17 protein-coding genes, 1 tRNA gene and 1 pseudogene are annotated in these 17,114 nt (G+C 67.3%); 9 read left to right on the top strand and 10 right to left on the bottom strand.

Annotated features, from left to right (window positions below; all coding sequences use genetic code 11):
- The first annotated feature begins 257 nt into the window (after positions 1–257).
- A complete protein-coding gene (locus AC07X5_RS31000) occupies positions 258–797 on the top strand; it encodes a hypothetical protein (RefSeq protein WP_494773285.1) in 540 nt (179 codons plus the stop codon).
- 208 nt (positions 798–1,005) lie between these two features.
- Here AC07X5_RS31000 and AC07X5_RS30995 read toward each other — a convergent pair.
- The 4 genes and pseudogenes from AC07X5_RS30995 to AC07X5_RS30980 form a co-directional block, all read right to left on the bottom strand.
- Positions 1,006–1,082, bottom strand: a tRNA-Pro gene (locus AC07X5_RS30995).
- Between the two features lie 248 nt (positions 1,083–1,330).
- Entirely contained in the window at positions 1,331–1,579 is a 249-nt protein-coding gene (gene infA, locus AC07X5_RS30990; protein ID WP_007856902.1) for a translation initiation factor IF-1, read from the bottom strand.
- 383 nt (positions 1,580–1,962) lie between these two features.
- The gene (locus AC07X5_RS30985; protein ID WP_494773286.1) at positions 1,963–2,109 is read right to left on the bottom strand and encodes a CBS domain-containing protein; all 147 of its coding nucleotides are present in this window, start codon (positions 2,107–2,109) and stop codon (positions 1,963–1,965) included.
- 89 nt (positions 2,110–2,198) lie between these two features.
- A pseudogene (locus AC07X5_RS30980) lies at positions 2,199–2,501 on the bottom strand (HPP family protein); the annotation flags it as partial.
- 531 nt (positions 2,502–3,032) lie between these two features.
- Here AC07X5_RS30980 and AC07X5_RS30975 point away from each other — a divergent pair.
- From AC07X5_RS30975 to asd, 8 genes are all read left to right on the top strand, one after another.
- Complete coding sequence (locus AC07X5_RS30975) at positions 3,033–4,220, top strand: ABC transporter substrate-binding protein (RefSeq protein WP_494773284.1); 1,188 nt, start codon at positions 3,033–3,035, stop codon at positions 4,218–4,220.
- Between the two features lie 206 nt (positions 4,221–4,426).
- A complete protein-coding gene (locus AC07X5_RS30970) occupies positions 4,427–5,065 on the top strand; it encodes a LysE family translocator (RefSeq protein ID WP_494773283.1) in 639 nt (212 codons plus the stop codon).
- A 25-nt stretch (positions 5,066–5,090) separates the two neighbouring features.
- Entirely contained in the window at positions 5,091–5,954 is an 864-nt protein-coding gene (locus AC07X5_RS30965) for a branched-chain amino acid ABC transporter permease (protein ID WP_409962368.1), read from the top strand.
- Between the two features lie 49 nt (positions 5,955–6,003).
- The gene (locus AC07X5_RS30960) at positions 6,004–6,996 is read left to right on the top strand and encodes a branched-chain amino acid ABC transporter permease (protein WP_494773282.1); all 993 of its coding nucleotides are present in this window, start codon (positions 6,004–6,006) and stop codon (positions 6,994–6,996) included.
- 1 nt (position 6,997) lies between these two features.
- A complete protein-coding gene (locus AC07X5_RS30955; protein WP_494773281.1) occupies positions 6,998–7,780 on the top strand; it encodes an ABC transporter ATP-binding protein in 783 nt (260 codons plus the stop codon).
- Between the two features lie 2 nt (positions 7,781–7,782).
- On the top strand, positions 7,783–8,505 hold the full coding sequence (locus AC07X5_RS30950; protein WP_494773280.1) for an ABC transporter ATP-binding protein: 723 nt from the start codon (positions 7,783–7,785) through the stop codon (positions 8,503–8,505).
- A gap of 103 nt (positions 8,506–8,608) precedes the next feature.
- Positions 8,609–9,841, top strand: a complete 1,233-nt coding sequence (locus AC07X5_RS30945; protein ID WP_494773279.1) for a hypothetical protein — start codon at positions 8,609–8,611, stop codon at positions 9,839–9,841.
- 35 nt (positions 9,842–9,876) lie between these two features.
- Positions 9,877–10,728 (top strand): archaetidylserine decarboxylase, encoded by an 852-nt coding sequence (gene asd / locus AC07X5_RS30940; RefSeq protein WP_494773278.1) that lies wholly within the window; start codon positions 9,877–9,879, stop codon positions 10,726–10,728.
- Positions 10,729–10,753: 25 nt separating this feature from the next.
- Here asd and AC07X5_RS30935 read toward each other — a convergent pair whose 3' ends face one another.
- From AC07X5_RS30935 to hutI, 6 genes are all read right to left on the bottom strand, one after another.
- Positions 10,754–10,963, bottom strand: a complete 210-nt coding sequence (locus tag AC07X5_RS30935) for a hypothetical protein (RefSeq protein ID WP_409962380.1) — start codon at positions 10,961–10,963, stop codon at positions 10,754–10,756.
- 126 nt (positions 10,964–11,089) lie between these two features.
- A complete protein-coding gene (gene hutG, locus AC07X5_RS30930) occupies positions 11,090–11,908 on the bottom strand; it encodes an N-formylglutamate deformylase (RefSeq protein WP_494773277.1) in 819 nt (272 codons plus the stop codon).
- A gap of 37 nt (positions 11,909–11,945) precedes the next feature.
- Entirely contained in the window at positions 11,946–13,331 is a 1,386-nt protein-coding gene (locus tag AC07X5_RS30925) for a formimidoylglutamate deiminase (RefSeq protein WP_494773276.1), read from the bottom strand.
- Positions 13,328–14,461 (bottom strand): histidinol-phosphate transaminase, encoded by a 1,134-nt coding sequence (locus AC07X5_RS30920; protein ID WP_494773275.1) that lies wholly within the window; start codon positions 14,459–14,461, stop codon positions 13,328–13,330. Before AC07X5_RS30920 ends, AC07X5_RS30925 begins: the two co-directional genes overlap by 4 nt.
- Positions 14,458–15,849, bottom strand: coding sequence for an FAD-binding oxidoreductase (locus AC07X5_RS30915; protein WP_494773274.1), 1,392 nt, complete (start codon positions 15,847–15,849; stop codon positions 14,458–14,460). The genes AC07X5_RS30920 and AC07X5_RS30915 overlap by 4 nt, the downstream gene beginning before the upstream one ends.
- Positions 15,850–15,853: 4 nt before the next feature.
- Entirely contained in the window at positions 15,854–17,113 is a 1,260-nt protein-coding gene (gene hutI, locus AC07X5_RS30910; RefSeq protein WP_494773273.1) for an imidazolonepropionase, read from the bottom strand.
- Position 17,114: the final 1 nt, after the last annotated feature.

Here is a 17,114-nt window from a genome sequence, read left to right as displayed (position 1 = left end):
CCGGGAGAAGGCGCTAGTATCTGGGTTTCCATCCAGTGATTTTGGCATCACTGGAGCTAAGTGGATACCCCTTATTTTTATACAGCCATCTTAGCCGATTGAAGTAGGCCTGTGTGATTTCAGAAGTGTTTCTGTCAGGCATTGAAAAATGGGCTTTGAGCTTGCTCTCGTCTCAGCCCCTGCTTGTCGCGGCTACTATTCACAAAGCGCCGTTCAAGAGCTTTCGCCCCCTTATCCCCCTCCCCCAATTTTTCACCATGAAATACGCTGCCACCTTGGTCCTGCTGCTGGCTTCGCAATCCAGCGCCTGGGCTCAGTCAGATCCACTGCAATCATTCAAAGACTTGGTCAAGCGCTGTCAGGACGCTTACTTGACGACGCCTTCCAGCGCTCCGACCACATCGGACGTTCAATACCTGGACGACATGAAGGTCTGGGTGAAGCGCCTGCGCACGGAGCCAAAACTGTCCTACGACGTCCGCAAGACGGACTCCCTGGCCTCACCGTTTGTGGCCGAGTTGGTCATCGAGCAGTTCATAGCCACAGAATCGGCAGACAGCGAGGCAGCAGTACGGGAAAAGACCGTGTCCCCCGAACTGTCCCGCGCCATCCTGACCACCCGAAAGATCAACTTTTCCCTCCAGGACGGTCGATGGATTGCCAAATCGGGCCATATGTCGATGAGTTCCCGAAAACCCAATGAGGCCATGGCGCCGTCCTTTAGCGATACCCTGACAGAGACAAGCATCAAGGCGTTCAAACAGCCGCTCGCTACGTGCGCAGGCCAAAACCCATAGCGTCGCCTGATGCCTGGCCCGCACTGGGCGGGCCGAGCAAGGTCCATGCTTGCGCATCGGTCAGCCCTGAAGGCAAAGAATCAGCCGGCACCTGGCCCGATGCCATCACGGCAAGTCATCAAGCACGATGGGTAGTGCTTGCATTGAAAATGCGTACGAGAAAATGACAAAAGGCCTGCAGAATTGCTTCTGCAGGCCTTGCCAATAATGGTCGGAGCGGCGGGATTCGAACTCGCGACCCTCTGCTCCCAAAGCAGATGCGCTACCAGGCTGCGCTACGCTCCGACAGCTCGTATTCTAACCCGGGAAATTTCGGGTTCTGACCAAATGCGCGCTTTTTTTGAATTTTTTGCAGCGACTGCACCGGACCAGGGTTCCATCGGCAGTGCCGTCCTGCATCCAGGGTCGATGCAGACTGCGCGATGGGGGGGAAACTCAACCAACTATCTTCTACGCCAACACTTCACAACGTCCAACCAGCGGCCTGCGCGGGCAACCAAGTGCGGCAGCCCGATGCGATGCCGACACGCCTTTCAGCGGCTCGACGGGCCTGGGCCGCGGCCGGCCAGATGGCGGAAGGTGATGCGGCCCTTGGACAGGTCGTAGGGCGACATTTCCAGCGAGACCTTGTCGCCCGCCAGGATGCGGATGTGGTGCTTGCGCATCTTGCCGCCGGTGTAGGCAATCAGCTGGTGACCGTTGTCCAGCGTCACGCGAAAACGCGAGTCGGGCAGCACTTCGGTCACGGAGCCTTGCATTTCAATCAGTTCTTCTTTGGCCATGTTCTCTTGTCTTTTCAAAAATCAAAAATCTGGTGATCGGCGCCTGAGCGCTGGTGCATCCACCACGGCCGGTGCAGCGTGGTCGGGCTCGACACACGGTGCGTTGCGGGCGGTGGGAGTCGTCGCTGCACCCGGGGCGCAGATCAGGCAGAGGGCCGGGGAGACGGCTTCATACGGATTTGCATTTGATCGTGTAGCCAGGCGGGAAACGCAGACAGTGCGGCAGCACGGCAAGGCAAACCAACGACAGCTACACGGTTAAAGGCAAATCCGTATCAATGGACAGGCAGAGCGCTGTCCATAGCCTGTCGATTGTACCGCGATGTACCCACACTTGCCTATGGCGAGAATGCCGCAGCGGCGCGGCGCCTCTGCAGACGGCGTCAGCGCCCCGGCTCCTGGCCCTGAACCGCCAGCGCCAGGGTGCGCACCAGGTCGGTCTGGGTGATGATGCCCACCAGGTGCCCGCCCCCGTCGACGATGGGGATGTGGTGGTGCCCGCCCTGTGAGAACAGGGGCACAAAGTCCATGGCGTGCTGCCCCACCCGGGCCACCTGCACGGGGTGCGACATGATCTCGCCCACGCGGGCGGGCTGGCCGCGGCGGCCCTTGACCAGGGCGCCCGCCAGCGCCGGCTCGGGCACCAGCGCGGCGCACACGGCCCCACCATCGCCGACAGGGTGCTGCCCCCGAGCACCGGCCAGGGCTGGGCCAGCGGGCTCGACGGCATGCCGAACACCAGGATGGCACTGGCGCCCAGCGATCCCAGCATCCACGGCCCATGGGCGTGGCCGCCGCCCGCCCACCAGCGGCTGAGCACCGCCGTCAGGAACACCCCGAGCACAGCCCCCACGATGAAGCGCAGGCGCTCGCGGCCATCAATGTCCAACGGGGCCGGCCAGAAATGGCGCAGCCAGCGCATGATGCGCACGCGCGCCGGCAACCGGGGCGATGCGGCACGCGGGGCCAGGGAAGGGGATGTATCGGACTCCTGGGCAGGAGAAGAAGGCCGGGGTGGCGGAGGCGATGGTGCAGACATGGGGCGGAGCATCCACAGCAGGCAGGCGCGGCCCCTGCCGCACAGGACGCCGAGCACATGCCATGCCGCATGCAGCCCTCCATTTTGCCGGGGACTGACCCGCCATGCACCAAGCGGGTGCACCCCAGCCATGGCAGGATGGGCAAGCAGCGACCCACCCCTATGCTCGAAACTACCTAGCCCACGGCGGCAAACAGCCGCCCAAGGCCGCAAAAACATGATCTATACTGCATGCACATCGATATCAATGCAGTTTACTTCACCTTGGTTTTTGGCGCACCAGTGCCAGGAAACAGGTTCTCGTGGTCCCGGAAGGACCTCTGCATGCCAGCACCGGTACGGGTAAGCCATAGGTTTTCACCACAGGGGCTTGGAGTTAAATTGCTTTAAGCCTAAACAAAGGAGACACTCCCCATGACCACTCGCCGCCTTGTCATCAGCCGCAGCGCAGCCCTCGTCGGCGCCGCTTCCACGGGCCTGCTGCTGCCCTCCATCGTGCGGGCCCAGAGCGGCAAGGTGCGCGTGGGCTTCATGCTGCCCTATACGGGCACTTTCGCACAGTTGGGCGTGGCCATCGAGAACGGTGTGCGCATGGCCATCGACCAGCAGGGCGGCAAGCTCGGCGGGCGCGAGATCGAGTGGTTCAAGGTGGACGATGAGTCCGAGCCCAGCAAGGGCGTGGAAAACGCCAGCAAGCTGGTGCAGCGCGACAAGGTGGACGTGCTGATCGGTACCGTGCACTCGGGCGTGCAGATGGGCATCCAGAAGGTGGCGCGCGACACCGGCGTGCTCAACCTCATCCCCAATGCGGGCGTGCACGCGGCCACGCGTGCCCTGTGCGCCCCCAACGTGTTCCGCACCTCGTTCAGCAATTCGCAGCCCACACTGGCGCTGGGCAAGGCCATGGTCGAGAAGGGCCACAAGAAGGCCGTGTGGATCACCTGGAAGTACGCGGCCGGCGACGAGGCCTTCGAAGGTTTCAAACAGAGCTACACCGCCGCCGGCGGCACCATCGTCAAGGAACTGGGCCTGCCCTTCCCGAACGTGGAATTCCAGGCGTTGCTGACCGAGATCGCGGCCCTCAAGCCCGATGCCGTGGCCTGCTTCTTCGCCGGTGGCGGCGCGGCCAAGTTCATCAAGGACTATGCGGCCGCCGGCCTCAAGGACAAGATCCCGCTGTACGGCTCGGGCTTCCTGACCGAGGGCGTGCTGGACGCTGCCGGCCCGGCGGCCGACGGCATCATCACCACCATGCACTACAGCGACTCGCTGGACACGCCGCGCAACAAGCAGTTCCGCCTGGAATACGCCAAGACCTTCCGCAGCCAGCCCGACGTGTATGCCGTGCAGGGCTACGACACCGGCCTGCTGCTGGTGCAGGGCGCCAATGCCGTCAAGGGCGACATGGCCGCCAAGCCCGCGCTGTACAAGGCGCTGGAAAGCGCCGTGATCGACAGCCCGCGCGGCAAGTGGACCATGAGCCGGGCCCACAACCCGGTGCAGGACATCTACCTGCGCGTGGTCGAGAACAAGGAAAACAAGGTGGTCGGCATAGCAGCGAAAGCCCTCTCCGACAGCGGCGCCGGCTGCCGCATGACCTGAGGCGGCTTTGCCTTCGACCGGCTAACGTCGTTGGGGAGCCTTGCCGTGCTACAGCACTGTCTGCGGCTCCCCGCCTAGTTATACGGCCGAATGCAAATCCGCATAGAGGCCTTACTCCAAGTCACAATGGACGCGCCTGCCACTGCGGCAGGCCAGTCCTTCGTGCGCCCGGACTTTGCGGCCACCCTCTGGATCCCCTTCCTCCCATGACCCTCAGTACCTACCTGCTCTACCTGGCCGCCGTGGCCCTGCTGGTGCTCTCGCCCGGCCCGACCATGCTGATGTGCATGACCACCTCGCTGCAGCACGGCCCGCGCAAGGCCATGGCAGCGGCGGCGGGCAGCGTCAGCGCAGTGCTGGGCACCATGCTGCTGTCGGCCCTGGGCCTGGGTGCCCTGCTGGCTGCGTCCGAGACCGCTTTCTGGGTGCTCAAGGCCGCAGGCGCGGCCTACCTGATCTGGCTGGGTATCAAGACCTTCCGCAGCCAGGGCACCGTGTTCGACCAGATGCCCGAGAGCACCACCGCGGCCCCTGCAGTGCCCGCGCACCGGCTGTACCTGCAGGGTCTGATCGTGGGCGGCAGCAACCCCAAGGCCATCCTGTTCTTCACCGCCTTCTTCCCGCAGTTCCTGAACCCGGCGCTGTCCTTTGCGCCGCAGTTCGCCATCCTGGCCGCGACCTTCGTGGCCTTCGAGTTCACGGTGCTCACGCTGTGCGCCCTGGGCGTGGCCAAGCTGGCCCCGGCCTTGCGCTCGGGCAACCGCATGCGCTGGTTCAACCGCATCTCGGGCGGACTGTTCACCCTGATGGGCTCGCTGCTGCTGGTCACGCGCCGGGCCGCCTGACCGCACCACACACCTGCACGCCACCATGGACTTCGCCACCTTTTTGATCCAGTTGCTCAACGGCGTGCAGTACGGCCTCCTGCTGTTCATGCTGGCGGCCGGCCTCACGCTGATCTTCGGCATCATGGGCGTGGTGAACCTGGCGCACGGCAGCTTCTACATGCTGGGCGCCTACCTGGCGTACTCGCTCTCGGGCCACTTCGGCAGCCTCACGCTGGCCATCCTGGGCGGGGCCGTGCTGGCCGTGGCTTTCGGCCTGGCGCTCGAATGGCTGCTGTTTCGCCACTTCTACCACCGCGACCACCTGGACCAGGTGCTGCTCACCTTCGGGCTGATCTACATCTTCGAGGAGCTGCGCTCCATCCTCTGGGGCGACGACGTGCACGGCGTGGCCATCCCGAAGCTGCTGGATTGGTCCATTCCGCTCACCGACACTCTCTCCTACCCGGTCTACCGCCTGTTCATCTCGGGCGTGTGCATCGTGCTGGCGGTGGCCCTGTACCTTTTGATCTCCAAGACCCGGCTGGGCATGAAGATCCGCGCGGGCGCCTTCAACCGCGACATGGCCGAGTCGCTGGGCGTGAACATCAAGCTCATCCACGCCATCGTGTTCGCGCTGGGCGTGGGCCTGGCCGCCATGGCCGGCATGGTGGCCGCACCGGTCTCCAGCGTCTACCCCAACATGGGCTCCTCGGTGCTCATCATGTGCTTCGTGGTGGTGGTCATCGGCGGCATCGGCTCGGTGCGCGGGGCCCTGATCTCGGCGCTGCTGGTGGGCCTGGTGGACACCTTCGGCAAGGTGCTGCTGCCCTCCGTGGCCGGCATGCTGGTCTACATGCTGATGGCCGCCGTTCTTTTGTGGAAACCCGAAGGCCTGTTCAAGCAATGACTGTCGTCCCTGTGTTCCCCATACCGCACCGCGCCTTCCGGAGGCCTGCATGAGCGCCCCCCGCACCAACCTGGAGGTGCTGCCGCGCAGCGTGCAGTTCGTCCTCGTTCTGGGCCTGGTGGCCCTGCTGGCCTTTCCCTTCGTGGGCAGCGATTTCTACGTGCAGATGGTCACGCGCATGATGATCATGGCCATCTTCGCGATGAGCCTCGATCTGCTGCAGGGCGTGACCGGCCTGGTCTCGCTGGGCCATGCAGCCTACTTCGGCGTGGCCGGCTATGCGCTGGCCTTTCTCACCCCCGCCGATGCACCGGTGAGCCTGTGGTGGACGCTGCCGGCCGCCGTCGCCGGCTCGGCCCTGGTGGCGCTGGTCATCGGCTTCTTCGTGGTGCGCACGCACGGCATCTACTTCATCATGGTCACCATGGCGTTCGCGCAAATGGTGTTCTACCTGTTCTTCGACAACAAGGCGCTGGGCGGCTCGGACGGCATCTACATCAACTTCCGCCCCGATGCCTCGGTCTTCGGCTGGCTTCCGTTCGACCTGGAGGGGCGCCGCACCTTCTACTACTTCACGCTGGCCATGGTGGTGCTGGTCTATGCGGGGCTGCGCCGCCTGCTGTGGAGCCCCCTGGGCCGCGCGCTCTCGGGCATCCGCGTCAACGAGCACCGCATGCGCGCCATGGGCTTTTCCACCTTCGGCTACAAGCTCACGGCCTTCACCGTGGCCGGCGCTCTGGCAGGGCTGGCAGGCTACCTCTGGGGTGCGCAGACGGGCTATGTGAACCCCGAACTCATGGGCTTTCACATGAGCGCGCACGCCATCATGATGGTCATCCTGGGCGGCATGGGCAACTTCGCGGGCGCCATCGTCGGCGCCTTCGCCTTCGAGTACCTGCTGCATGTGTTCAAGGACATCACCAAGCACTGGCAGCTGCTCATGGGCAGCTTCATCGTGCTGGTGGTACTGGTGGCGCCGCGCGGCCTGCTGGGTTTGCTGGTGCGCCTGCGCGCAGCCAAGGGGGATGCACACCATGGCTGAAATGACGACACCACACGAAGTCCTTCTGTCAGCCAGCAAGATCACCAAGCGCTTCGGCGGCCTGGCCGCCGTCAACGGCGTCTCGGTCGACCTGTGGCGCGGCCGAATCCACGCGGTGATCGGGCCCAACGGCGCAGGCAAGTCCACGCTGACCAACCTGCTCTCGGGCGACCTGCCGCCCTCCGACGGCGCGATCCACTTGGGCAGCACCGACGTGACGGGCTGGGCGTCCGAGCGCATCTCGCGCCAGGGCCTGGGCCGCAGCTACCAGAAGACCAATATCTTCCTGCCTTTCAGCGTGCACGAGAACGTGCGCCTGGCGGCCCAGTCGCGCGATGCGCAGCAGCCCTGGAACCCGCTGCGCTGGTGGCGCGACACGCGCCATGCCGGCCCGCACAACCGCGCCAGCAGCGAGCGCGTGGACCGCGCCATCGAACTGGCGGGCCTGCAGGCGCGGCGCGATGCCGTGGCCGGCACCATGAGCCATGGCGAGCAGCGCCAGCTCGAGATCGCCATGACACTGGCCACCGAACCCCAGGTGCTGCTGCTTGACGAGCCCCTGGCCGGCATGGGCGTGGCCGAGGCCGAGCGCATGGTGCAGCTCTTGCTGCGCATCAAGCCCGGGCACGCGATGATGCTGGTGGAGCACGATATGGACGCCGTGTTCGCCCTGGCCGACCACCTCACGGTGATGGTCAACGGCGAAGCCATCGCCAGCGGCACGCCGCCCGAGGTGCGCGCCGACGCCAACGTTCAGGCCGCCTATCTTGGTGAAGAACATTGACCATGGCACAGCAGCACCCACCCCTGATCGAGGCCCGCGGCCTCAACACCTTCTACGGCGCCAGCCACATCCTGCACGGTGTGGACTTCACCGTGGGCCAGGCAGAAACCATCGGCCTCATGGGCCGCAACGGCATGGGCAAGAGCACCCTGCTCAAGTCCGTGATGGGCCTGGTCAAGCCGCGCTCGGGCAGCGTGAGCGTGGCCGGGCGCGAGACCACGGGCCGCCCGCCCTACGAGGTGGCGCGCCTGGGGATTGCCTACGTGCCCGAGGGTCGCGGCATCTTCGGCAACCTGAGCGTGGTAGAGAACCTGCAAATGGCCGCCCGCGCCGGCACGCGCGGCCAGCGCGACTGGACCTACGAGCGCGTGCTGGAGACCTTTCCGCGCCTCAAGGAACGCCTGGGCCATGGCGGCCAGCAACTGAGTGGCGGCGAGCAGCAGATGCTGACCATAGGCCGGGCGCTGATGACCAACCCCGACGTGCTGATCCTCGACGAGGCCACCGAGGGCCTGGCCCCGCTGATCGCGCGCGAGATCTGGCGCATCTGCAGCCTCATCAAGGCCAGCGGCATCAGCAGCGTGATCGTGGACAAGAACTGGAAGCACGTCACCCAGATCACCGACCGCAACGTCATCCTGGTCAAGGGCCAGGTGGTGTTCGAGGGCAGCTCGCAGACGCTGTGCGCCCAGCCTCAACTGCTGGAGCAGTACCTGGGCGTCTGAGCCCTGGGTTCACTATTTTCGCGCGAAATCGTGCACAGCGTCTCGCCCGGGGGTGGCCATCCCGCCGCACGGACGCTGCCACTTGCCGTAGCATGCGGCCACCATGCCCCCTGCGCTCGCCATTTTCCTGTCGATTCTCGCGGCCCTGGTGCTGCTCAACACCTGGGCCACGCGGCGTGTGCTGCGCAGCGACGAGTTCGGTAACCGCAAGGCCCTGATGGTGATGGGCATCTGGATCCTGCCCTTCCTGGGGGCCTTCATGGCACGCTTCCAGTTTGCGCCGCCGTTGGATTCCGCGCCCGAGCCAGACTCCCCGTCCAACCAGGGCGGCGAGCAGCCCCCGGCACCCCAAATGCTGCGCATCGCTGGTCTGCCGCCCTTCGAGGTGCACGACCACCTGAGCGCATCCGCCGATCTGCTCCGCATGGACTGGCAGGCACTCGACGAATGGGCCGGCCAGGCCACCAACCCCGAGACGACCACCGAGGCCATCGAACAAGGGCGTCGTGCCTGGCTGCTGCACCTGCGCGATGCCATCGGGCCGCACATGCACCTGCACGAGGGCCAGGATGTGCTCATCCTGTCGCCACTGGAGCCATCGGTCGTGCAGGCCATGGCCGGCTATGTGACCAAGACGCGCCAGCGCATCGCACGCGTGCTCGATGGCGTGGCCCGCTTCAACCCCGGCGAGAAAAGCGTGCTGCTGGTGCTGGAAAGCCAGGAGCTTTACTACCACTACGTGGGCCAGTTCTACCTCGATGGCGGCGAGTTCGCCTTCAGCGGCGGCATGTTCATCCACAACGGCTGCCCGCATTTCGTGGTGGTGCAGGCCGACCTGTCCAGCATCGAACCCGTGATCGCGCACGAGCTCACGCACAGTGCGCTGTCGTACCTGCGCCTGCCCACCTGGCTGGACGAAGGCCTGGCCGTGAACACCGAGCACCGCATCGCCGGTGCCGGCCGCTCCGCCCAGTCGCCGCAGGCCATGCACCAGCGCCACCAGGCGTTCTGGAATGCCGAGCGCATGCAGGAATTCTGGTCGGGCGACTCCTTCCACCGCACGGACGATGGCAACGCCCTGTCCTACGACCTGGCCCGCATCGCCGTCGCACAGCTGGCGCGCGACTGGCCCGCATTCAGCCGCTTCGCCACCAGCGCCAGCCGAAGCGATGCAGGTGCCGAGGCCGCCGCCAGCGCGCTGGGCATCGACCTGGGCAGCTACATCGGCGCTCTGGTGCAGGCGACAGAGGACTGGACACCCCAGCCCACCACCTGGCGCACACCGCCCGGACAACAGGCTGCCCGCCTACAGTTTTGGGGCGCTTGCCATCAGTAGAATGGCCCGCACCCTTTTCGCAGGATCTTCCACCCGTGTCTGACCGCTTCGCCGTTCTCCCCCAGTACCTGATGCCCAAGCAGGCCATGACCGCCCTGGCGGGAAAATTCGCCTCGGCCCAGCTCGGAGGGCTGACCACATCGGTGATCCGCGGCTTCGTGTCCCACTACAAGGTGAACATGGCGGAGGCGGCCAATCCGGACATCGCGGCCTATGCCTCGTTCAACGATTTCTTCACCAGGGCCCTGAAGCCCGATGCCCGGCCGTTGGCCAATGCCGACCTGGTCTGCCCCGTGGATGGCGCGATCAGCCAGTTCGGCCCGATCCAGAAGGACCAGATCTTCCAGGCCAAGGGCCACTCGTACTCCACCACCGCGCTGGTGGGCGGCGATTCGTCGCTGGCCGCACGCTTTGACGACGGCTATTTCGCCACCATCTACCTGAGCCCGCGCGACTACCACCGCATCCACATGCCCTGCGCGGGCCAGCTCACGCGCATGGTGCATGTGCCGGGCGACCTGTTCTCGGTGAACCCGACCACGGCGCGCGGCGTGCCCGGCCTGTTCGCGCGCAATGAGCGCGTGGTCTGCTTCTTCGATTCGGCCCATGGCCCCTTCGTGCTGGTGCTGGTGGGCGCCACCATCGTGGGCAGCATGGCCACCGTCTGGCACGGCCAGGTGAACCCGCCACGCACCGGCGTGCTGCGCCACTGGGACTACGCCCCCGGCCAGGTGTCGCTGCAAAAGGGTGAGGAGATGGGCCGCTTTCTGCTCGGCTCCACGGTGGTGCTGCTGTTCCCCAAGGGCCCGTTCCAGTTCAACACCGAATGGGCGCCTGCGCGCCCCGTGCGCCTGGGCGAAACCATGGCGCAGTACCAGGCGGCTTGAACCAGCCCAGTGCGGCCGGCCCGCGTCAGGCGCGGTCGGGCATCCGCGTGAGGTGGAAGGCCGTGGGCACCACCGTGAGCGTATCGGGGTGCACCGGGGAGTCGTGCCCCACCAGGTAGACCATCAGGGCATTGCGGCGCACGACCACATGGCTGACGGTCTCGCGGCTGCTCCCGAGGTGCACGAAGGCACCCGGCTTGAACAAGGGCATGTAGTAGTAGGCCGCAGTCTCCATGGGAAATGCGGCTCCTTCCGCAGTGGTGGCCAAGGGGCGCACCCCGCTGCCCTGCAGGGCGGCGTAGGCCCATACTAGCACCGATACGGCGGTAGCGGGGCCCACAAGGCCCCGCAGCCCCGTCCTTCAGGCCCGGGCCCGCGCCTGCGCAAACGCCAGCGCCGCCTCCAGCATGCGTTTCAGGTGCGGCTGCACACCCGCCGCCACCTCGGGCAGGTAGTCGAACGGCAGCGCCTCCTGCATGTAGCTGCACTGCGTCATCTCCAGCTGCACGGCATGCACGTTCTGCGCAGGCTGGCCATAGTGGCGGGTGATGTGCCCGCCCTTGAAGCGGCCGTTGAGCACCGCGGTGTAGCCCGGCGCGGCCTGTGCAATCGCCAGCAGCTGCTGCGCCAGCGCCGGGTCGCAGCTCTCGCCGTTGGCCGTGCCCAGGTTCAGGTCGGGCAGCTTGCCCTCGAAGAAGCGCGGCAGTACCGAGCGGATCGAATGCGCATCCCACAGCACCGCCACCCCATGGGTGGCGCGGATGCGGTCGAGCTCCGTGCGCAGTTGCGCGTGGTACGGCGCCCAGACGGCATCGCGGCGTGCCACCACCTCGGTGTCGTCGGGCACGTCGCCGCGGGTGTAGATGGGCGTGTCGTCGAAGGTGTCCACGGGGCACAGGCCGGTGACGCTCTGGCCGGGGTAGAGGCTGGCGCCATCGGGCGGGCGGTTCAGGTCCACCACGTAACGCGAATGCGTGGCTGCGAGGATCGATGCGCCCATGCCTTGCGCAAAATCGTACAGGCGCTCCAGGTGCCAGTCGGTGTCGGGCACCTGGCGGCTCTCCTCGGTGAAGCGCGCGGCAATCGCAGGCGGCACATAGGTGCCGACGTGCGGCATGGAGACCAGCAGCGGCGCAGTGCCCTGGTGGAAGGTGAAGGCGGGTTGGGTGGTGATGCTCATGGCGTGGCTCTCGAAGGGGAGGCTTTTCAAAGTGCGTTCATTGTGGCGCGATGGTCGCCGCGCGGGCCTGAACAAAGGCGGCGGCCGCCCTGTCATGCAGGGCATGGCGGCCAGCGGCCACACGCTGCACGCCACCCACCCACAGGTCCCGCAGCGCGCTGGTGCGGTGGCTGCCGAACACATGGGCCGACAGCAGCGACTCCACCGGCAGGCCGGCCAGGGCGATGTGCGCCGGGTCCAGCACCGCAAAGTCGGCCTGCTGGCCCACGGCCAAGCCGCCGATTGGCCGGCCCGCGGCCTGCGCACCGCCTTGCACGGACGCCAGCCACAGGGAGGTGCCCACCTGGGGGTGTGCCGCACTGGCCAGCACATTGCGCTGGCGCAGCGACAGGCGCTGGCTGTATTCCAGCGCCAGCAGTTCCTCGGCCGCGTTCACGCAGGCATGGCTGTCCGAGCCCACGCCCCAGGCGCCGCCATGGCCCAGCCAGCGCGGCATGTCGAAGATGCCGTCGCCCAGGTTGGCCTCGGTGGTGGGGCAGATGCCGGCCACGGCGCCGGTGCGCGCGGCGTCGGCGTACTCCTGCGGCGTCATGTGCGTGGCATGCACCAGGCACCAGCGGGCATCCACGGGCGCATGCTCCAGCAGCCACTGCACGGGGCGCTGGCCACTCCAGGCCACGCAATCGTCCACCTCTTGGGTCTGCTCAGCGATGTGGATGTGGATGGGAGCCTTCGCGTCGATGGCGGTGAGCCCCTGCACGGCGGCCGCCAGGCTGTCGGGCGGCACGGCGCGCAGCGAATGCGGCGCCAGGCCCAGGCCCGCGCCCTGGTCCTTGGCCAGGGGCGCCAGGCGCTCCAGCAGCGCCAGCATGTTGTCGGTGCTGCGGATGAAGCGTGCCTGGTCGGCCCGCGGAGGCTTGGCGCCAAAACCGCTGGTCTGGTAGAGCACCGGCAGCAAGGTGATGCCGATGCCCGCATTGCGCGCCGCACGCAGCAGCGCCAGCGACAGCGTGGCATCGTCGGCATAGGGCCGGCCGTCCCGGTCGTGGTGCACGTAGTGGAATTCGCAGACCGAGGTGTAGCCCGCTTCGAGCATCTCCACGTAGAGCCAGGTGGCGATGGCCTCCAGAGACTCGGGCGTGATCTGCGCCGCAAAGCGGTACATCAGGTTGCGCCAGCTCCAGAAGCTGTCCTGGCTTTCGCCGCGGTATTCGGTGAGCCCCGCGAACGCGCGCTGGAAGGCGTGCGAATGCAGGTTGGGCATGCCCGGGATCACAGGCCCGGCGGCGCGCGGCGCCGCCCCAGCAGCAATGCCCGACTCCACCGACTGCAATCGCCCCGCAGCATCCCACTGCAGCAGCACATCGCGCGCCCAGCCGCCGGGCAGCAAGGCGTGTTCGGCAAACAACGTGTTGGTGCTCATGCGGCCACCTCCAGGATCTCGGCCAGTGTGCCGGCGAAACGCGTGTTCTCCGCCTCGGTGCCGATGGAGACGCGGATGAAGGTTTCGAAACCCGGCTCCTTCCAGGGCTTGGTGATGAGGCCCTGGGCCAGCAGCGCCTCGTTCACGGGGCCGTTGGGCCGGCCGATGTCCACGAACAGGAAGTTGGTGGCCGAGGGCGCGATGCGCAGGCCCGGCAGGGCCTGCAGGCGCTGCACCAGCACGTCGCGCAGGCGCACCGTCTCGGCCACACCATGGCGCATGAAGGCCTCGTCGCCCCAGGCCGCCAGTGCCGCGGCCTGGGCCGCATGGTTCACGTTGAAGGGCGTGCGCACCCGGTCGAGCAACTGCACCAGTGCTGCGTCGCTCGCCAGGCCGTAGCCCACGCGCAGGCCCGCCAGGCCCCAGGCCTTCGAGAAGGTGCGTAGCACGATCCAGGGCATGGCACGGCCTTGCAGCAGGGCCAGCACATCGGGGTAGCCTTCCGCGTGGCAGGCGTACTCATAGTAGGCCTCATCCACCACCAGCAGCGTGTGTGCGGGCGTGGCGGCCAGCAGGCGCTCGAACTCCTGCGCGGTGAACATGCAGCCCACGGGGTTTGAGGGATTGGCCAACATGGCGATCTTGGGGCCGCGCGCCAGGGCTGCACACCAGGCATCCACGTCGAAGCCGAGTTCCGGCGTCAGCGCCAGCAGCTCGACCTGGGCGCCCATCATGCGCGGGTAGATCTCGTGCAGGCCGAAGGCTGGGCGTTGGGTCAGCACCCGGTCGCCCTGCGACAGAAAGGCCTGGCACAGCATCTGCAGGATGTCCTCGGAGCCATTGCCCATGACGATGCGGTCCGGCGCCACGCCCGTGCGTTCGCCGATAGCGGCGCGCAGCGCGGTGCAGTTGGCGTCAGGATAGGTGCCCACGCGCGCCGCCAGGTCCACCAGGGCGCGCGCCACGGCAGGGCTGGCTCCGTAGGGGTTCTCGTTGCTGGCCAGGCGCGCGATCTCGGTCACGCCATAGCGCTGGCGCACGGCGTCGGACGAAAGGCCGGCGTTGTAGGCAGGCAGGGGCGCCACTTCGGGGCGGGCCAGGGCTTCGATGGCAAAAGCAGCAGTGTTCATAGGTCGAATACCTTGCCGGGGTTCATGAGGTGAAGGGGATCGAGCGCCTGCTTGATGGCGCGCATGGCGGCCAGCTCGGCCGGGGTGCGGCTGGCGTGGAGATGAGGCTTCTTGTGCAGGCCGATGCCATGCTCGGCCGATACGCTGCCGCCAAAGGCCGCCACCTGGGCATACACCAGCTCCTCGACCGCGCCCTCGTCCCCGTTCACGGTGGAGGCATCGGTGGACAGGTGCAGGTTGCCGTCGCCGATGTGGCCGAAGAACACGGTGAGGTGCCCAGGCCAGCGCGCCGTCAGCGCGGCGCGGCACTCCTGCGCAAACCGGCCGATGTCGGCCTGCGGCAGGCTCACGTCGAAGTTGATGGGCGGGTGCATGTTGGCGGGCAGCTCGGCGGTCGCTTCGCGGATCTTCCACAGCGCGCGGACCTGCGCCTCGGACTGGGCGATGGCCGCATCGCTGACTTCGCCCGCCTCCATGGCTTCGCCCAGCACGTCTTCCAGCGCACCGCGCAGTGCAGCTTCGTCCTGACCGCCCACGTCGATGAGCGCGGCAAACGGGTGCGGCGCCTCAAAAGGTTCGCGCAGGCTCTGCCAGCGCAGCGAGGCCTCGATGAAATCGCGCCACATGAGTTCGAAGGCCGACAGCGCGCCCGGAAAGCGCCCCTGCAGCCGGGCCAGCAGCGCCAGCGCCGCATCGAAATCGGCCAGCGCCACCAAGGCCGTGGCCTTCGCACGCGGCAGTGGCCGCAAGCGCAGCAGCGCGCGCGTGACCACGCCCAGCGTGCCCTCGGCGCCGATGAACCACTGCTTGAGGTCGTAGCCCGTGTTGTTCTTGAGCATGGGCCGCAGCATGGGCAGCACCGCGCCATCGGCCAGCACCACCTCCAGGCCCAGCACCTGTTCGCGCACCATGCCGTACTGCAGCACGCCGTTGCCACCGGCATTGGTGGAAACGGCCCCGCCCACCTGGGCCGAACCGCGCGCGCCGAAGTCCACGCCGAACTGCAGGCCCACGGCGAGCGCGGCCTCCTGCACCGCCTGCACGGTGGCACCGGCCTGCACGGTGAGCGTGGCCGAGCGCGCGTCCACCGCCTCGATGGCGTTCATGCGGTCCAGCGACAGCGCCACCCCGCCAGCGCAGGGCACCGCCGCCCCGGCCAGCCCGGTCAGGCCGCCCTGCGGCACCACGGGCACGCGGTGTGCATGGCACAGGCGCAGCAGGGCCGACACTTCCTCGGTGCTGCGCGGGCGCACCAACGCCAGCGGTGGCACGGGGGCCGTTCCGCTCCAGTCGGTGTGGTGGCGCGCTGGCACGGCATCGCCCACCTGCACGCGGTCGGCACCGAGCGCATCGACCAGCGCCGCGAGGAATCCGCTGTGGCTGGTCATGGGGTCAGCCCTGCTTCACGATGCGACCCTGCCGCACGATGGTGCGTGCAGGCTTGTGGCCGAACCAGTAGGCCAGCTCCGCGGCCTCGGCAAACGGCCAGAGCACGAAGTTGGCCGGCCGGCCCGATGCGATGAGGCCATGCGTGTCCTGCAGGCCCATCGCACGCGCGGCATGCACGGTGATGCCGGCCAGTGCCTCGGGCACCGTCAGGCGGAACAGCGTGCAGGCCATGTTGGCCATGAGCAGCAGGCTCAAGGCGGGCGAGGTGCCGGGGTTATGGTCCGTGGAGACCGCCATGGGAACGCCGGCCTCGCGCAACGCGGCGATGGGCGGCAGGTGCGTGTCGCGCAGCGTGTAGTAGGCGCCGGGCAGCAGCACGGCCACGGTGCCGGCCTGCTTCATCGCGTCGATGCCCGCTTGCGAGAGGTGCTCGATGTGGTCGCAGGAGAGCGCGCCGTAGCGCGCCGCCAGCGCGGAACCACCCATGTCCGAGAGCTGCTCGGCATGCAGCTTGACGGGAATGCCCAGCCGCTGTGCGGCCTGAAGGACCTGCTCCGTCTCGGCCAGCGTGAAGGCGATGCGTTCGCAGAACACGTCCACCGCATCCACCAGGCCCTCGGCGGCAAGTGCAGGCAGCATCTCCTTGCACACCAGGTCGGTGTAGTCCTGGCTGCGGCCAGCGTACTCGGGCGGCAGCGCGTGTGCGCCCAGGAAGGTGGTGCGCACCGTCACGCCCAGCGCCTCGCCCAGGCGGCGCGCCACGCGCAGTTGCTTGCGCTCGTGTTCCAGCGCCAGGCCGTAGCCGGACTTGATCTCGATGCCGCACACACCCTCGTCCAGCAGCGCCTGCAGGCGCGGCAGCGCGAGCGCGAAGAGTTCGTCCTCGCTGGCCTCGCGCGTGGCGCGCACCGACGAGACGATGCCACCGCCGGCCTTGGCCACCTCTTCGTAGGTGGCACCCGCCAGGCGCATGGCGAACTCGTTGGCGCGCTGGCCGCCATAGACCAGGTGCGTATGGCAGTCCACCAGCCCGGGCGTGGCCAGGGCGCCCCGCGCGTCGAAGCGCGGCAAGGCATTCCAGGCTGCGGGCCAGCCATTCTGAGGCCCCACCCACTGCAAGGTGCCGCCCTGCACAACAATGCAGGTGGCCGCGCCCTCGGGCACGGGCACATCGAGGACGCACAGGTCAGGGGCGGGAACGAGGCCGATCCAGATGCCGTCGGCGGAGGGATGGATCTCGGGGGTATGGGTGGTGATTGTCATG

It is taken from the genome of Acidovorax sp. GW458-11-26-14-TSB4, from assembly GCF_059423865.1.
Note: the sequence above shows the minus strand (reverse complement) of the source record. Positions and strands in the feature narration are given on the sequence as shown.

Excerpts from the sequence above, each read along its gene's own strand:
- AC07X5_RS31000 (WP_494773285.1), top strand. The coding sequence starts at position 258 with ATGAAATACGCTGCCACCTTGGTCCTGCTGCTGGCTTCGCAATCCAGC.
- infA (WP_007856902.1), bottom strand. The coding sequence starts at position 1,579 with ATGGCCAAAGAAGAACTGATTGAAATGCAAGGCTCCGTGACCGAAGTG.
- AC07X5_RS30985 (WP_494773286.1), bottom strand. The coding sequence starts at position 2,109 with ATGGACTTTGTGCCCCTGTTCTCACAGGGCGGGCACCACCACATCCCC.
- AC07X5_RS30975 (WP_494773284.1), top strand. The coding sequence starts at position 3,033 with ATGACCACTCGCCGCCTTGTCATCAGCCGCAGCGCAGCCCTCGTCGGC.
- AC07X5_RS30970 (WP_494773283.1), top strand. The coding sequence starts at position 4,427 with ATGACCCTCAGTACCTACCTGCTCTACCTGGCCGCCGTGGCCCTGCTG.
- AC07X5_RS30965 (WP_409962368.1), top strand. The coding sequence starts at position 5,091 with ATGGACTTCGCCACCTTTTTGATCCAGTTGCTCAACGGCGTGCAGTAC.
- AC07X5_RS30960 (WP_494773282.1), top strand. The coding sequence starts at position 6,004 with ATGAGCGCCCCCCGCACCAACCTGGAGGTGCTGCCGCGCAGCGTGCAG.
- AC07X5_RS30955 (WP_494773281.1), top strand. The coding sequence starts at position 6,998 with ATGACGACACCACACGAAGTCCTTCTGTCAGCCAGCAAGATCACCAAG.
- AC07X5_RS30950 (WP_494773280.1), top strand. The coding sequence starts at position 7,783 with ATGGCACAGCAGCACCCACCCCTGATCGAGGCCCGCGGCCTCAACACC.
- AC07X5_RS30945 (WP_494773279.1), top strand. The coding sequence starts at position 8,609 with ATGCCCCCTGCGCTCGCCATTTTCCTGTCGATTCTCGCGGCCCTGGTG.
- AC07X5_RS30935 (WP_409962380.1), bottom strand. The coding sequence starts at position 10,963 with ATGGAGACTGCGGCCTACTACTACATGCCCTTGTTCAAGCCGGGTGCC.
- hutG (WP_494773277.1), bottom strand. The coding sequence starts at position 11,908 with ATGAGCATCACCACCCAACCCGCCTTCACCTTCCACCAGGGCACTGCG.
- AC07X5_RS30925 (WP_494773276.1), bottom strand. The coding sequence starts at position 13,331 with ATGAGCACCAACACGTTGTTTGCCGAACACGCCTTGCTGCCCGGCGGC.
- AC07X5_RS30920 (WP_494773275.1), bottom strand. The coding sequence starts at position 14,461 with ATGAACACTGCTGCTTTTGCCATCGAAGCCCTGGCCCGCCCCGAAGTG.
- AC07X5_RS30915 (WP_494773274.1), bottom strand. The coding sequence starts at position 15,849 with ATGACCAGCCACAGCGGATTCCTCGCGGCGCTGGTCGATGCGCTCGGT.
- hutI (WP_494773273.1), bottom strand. The coding sequence starts at position 17,113 with ATGACAATCACCACCCATACCCCCGAGATCCATCCCTCCGCCGACGGC.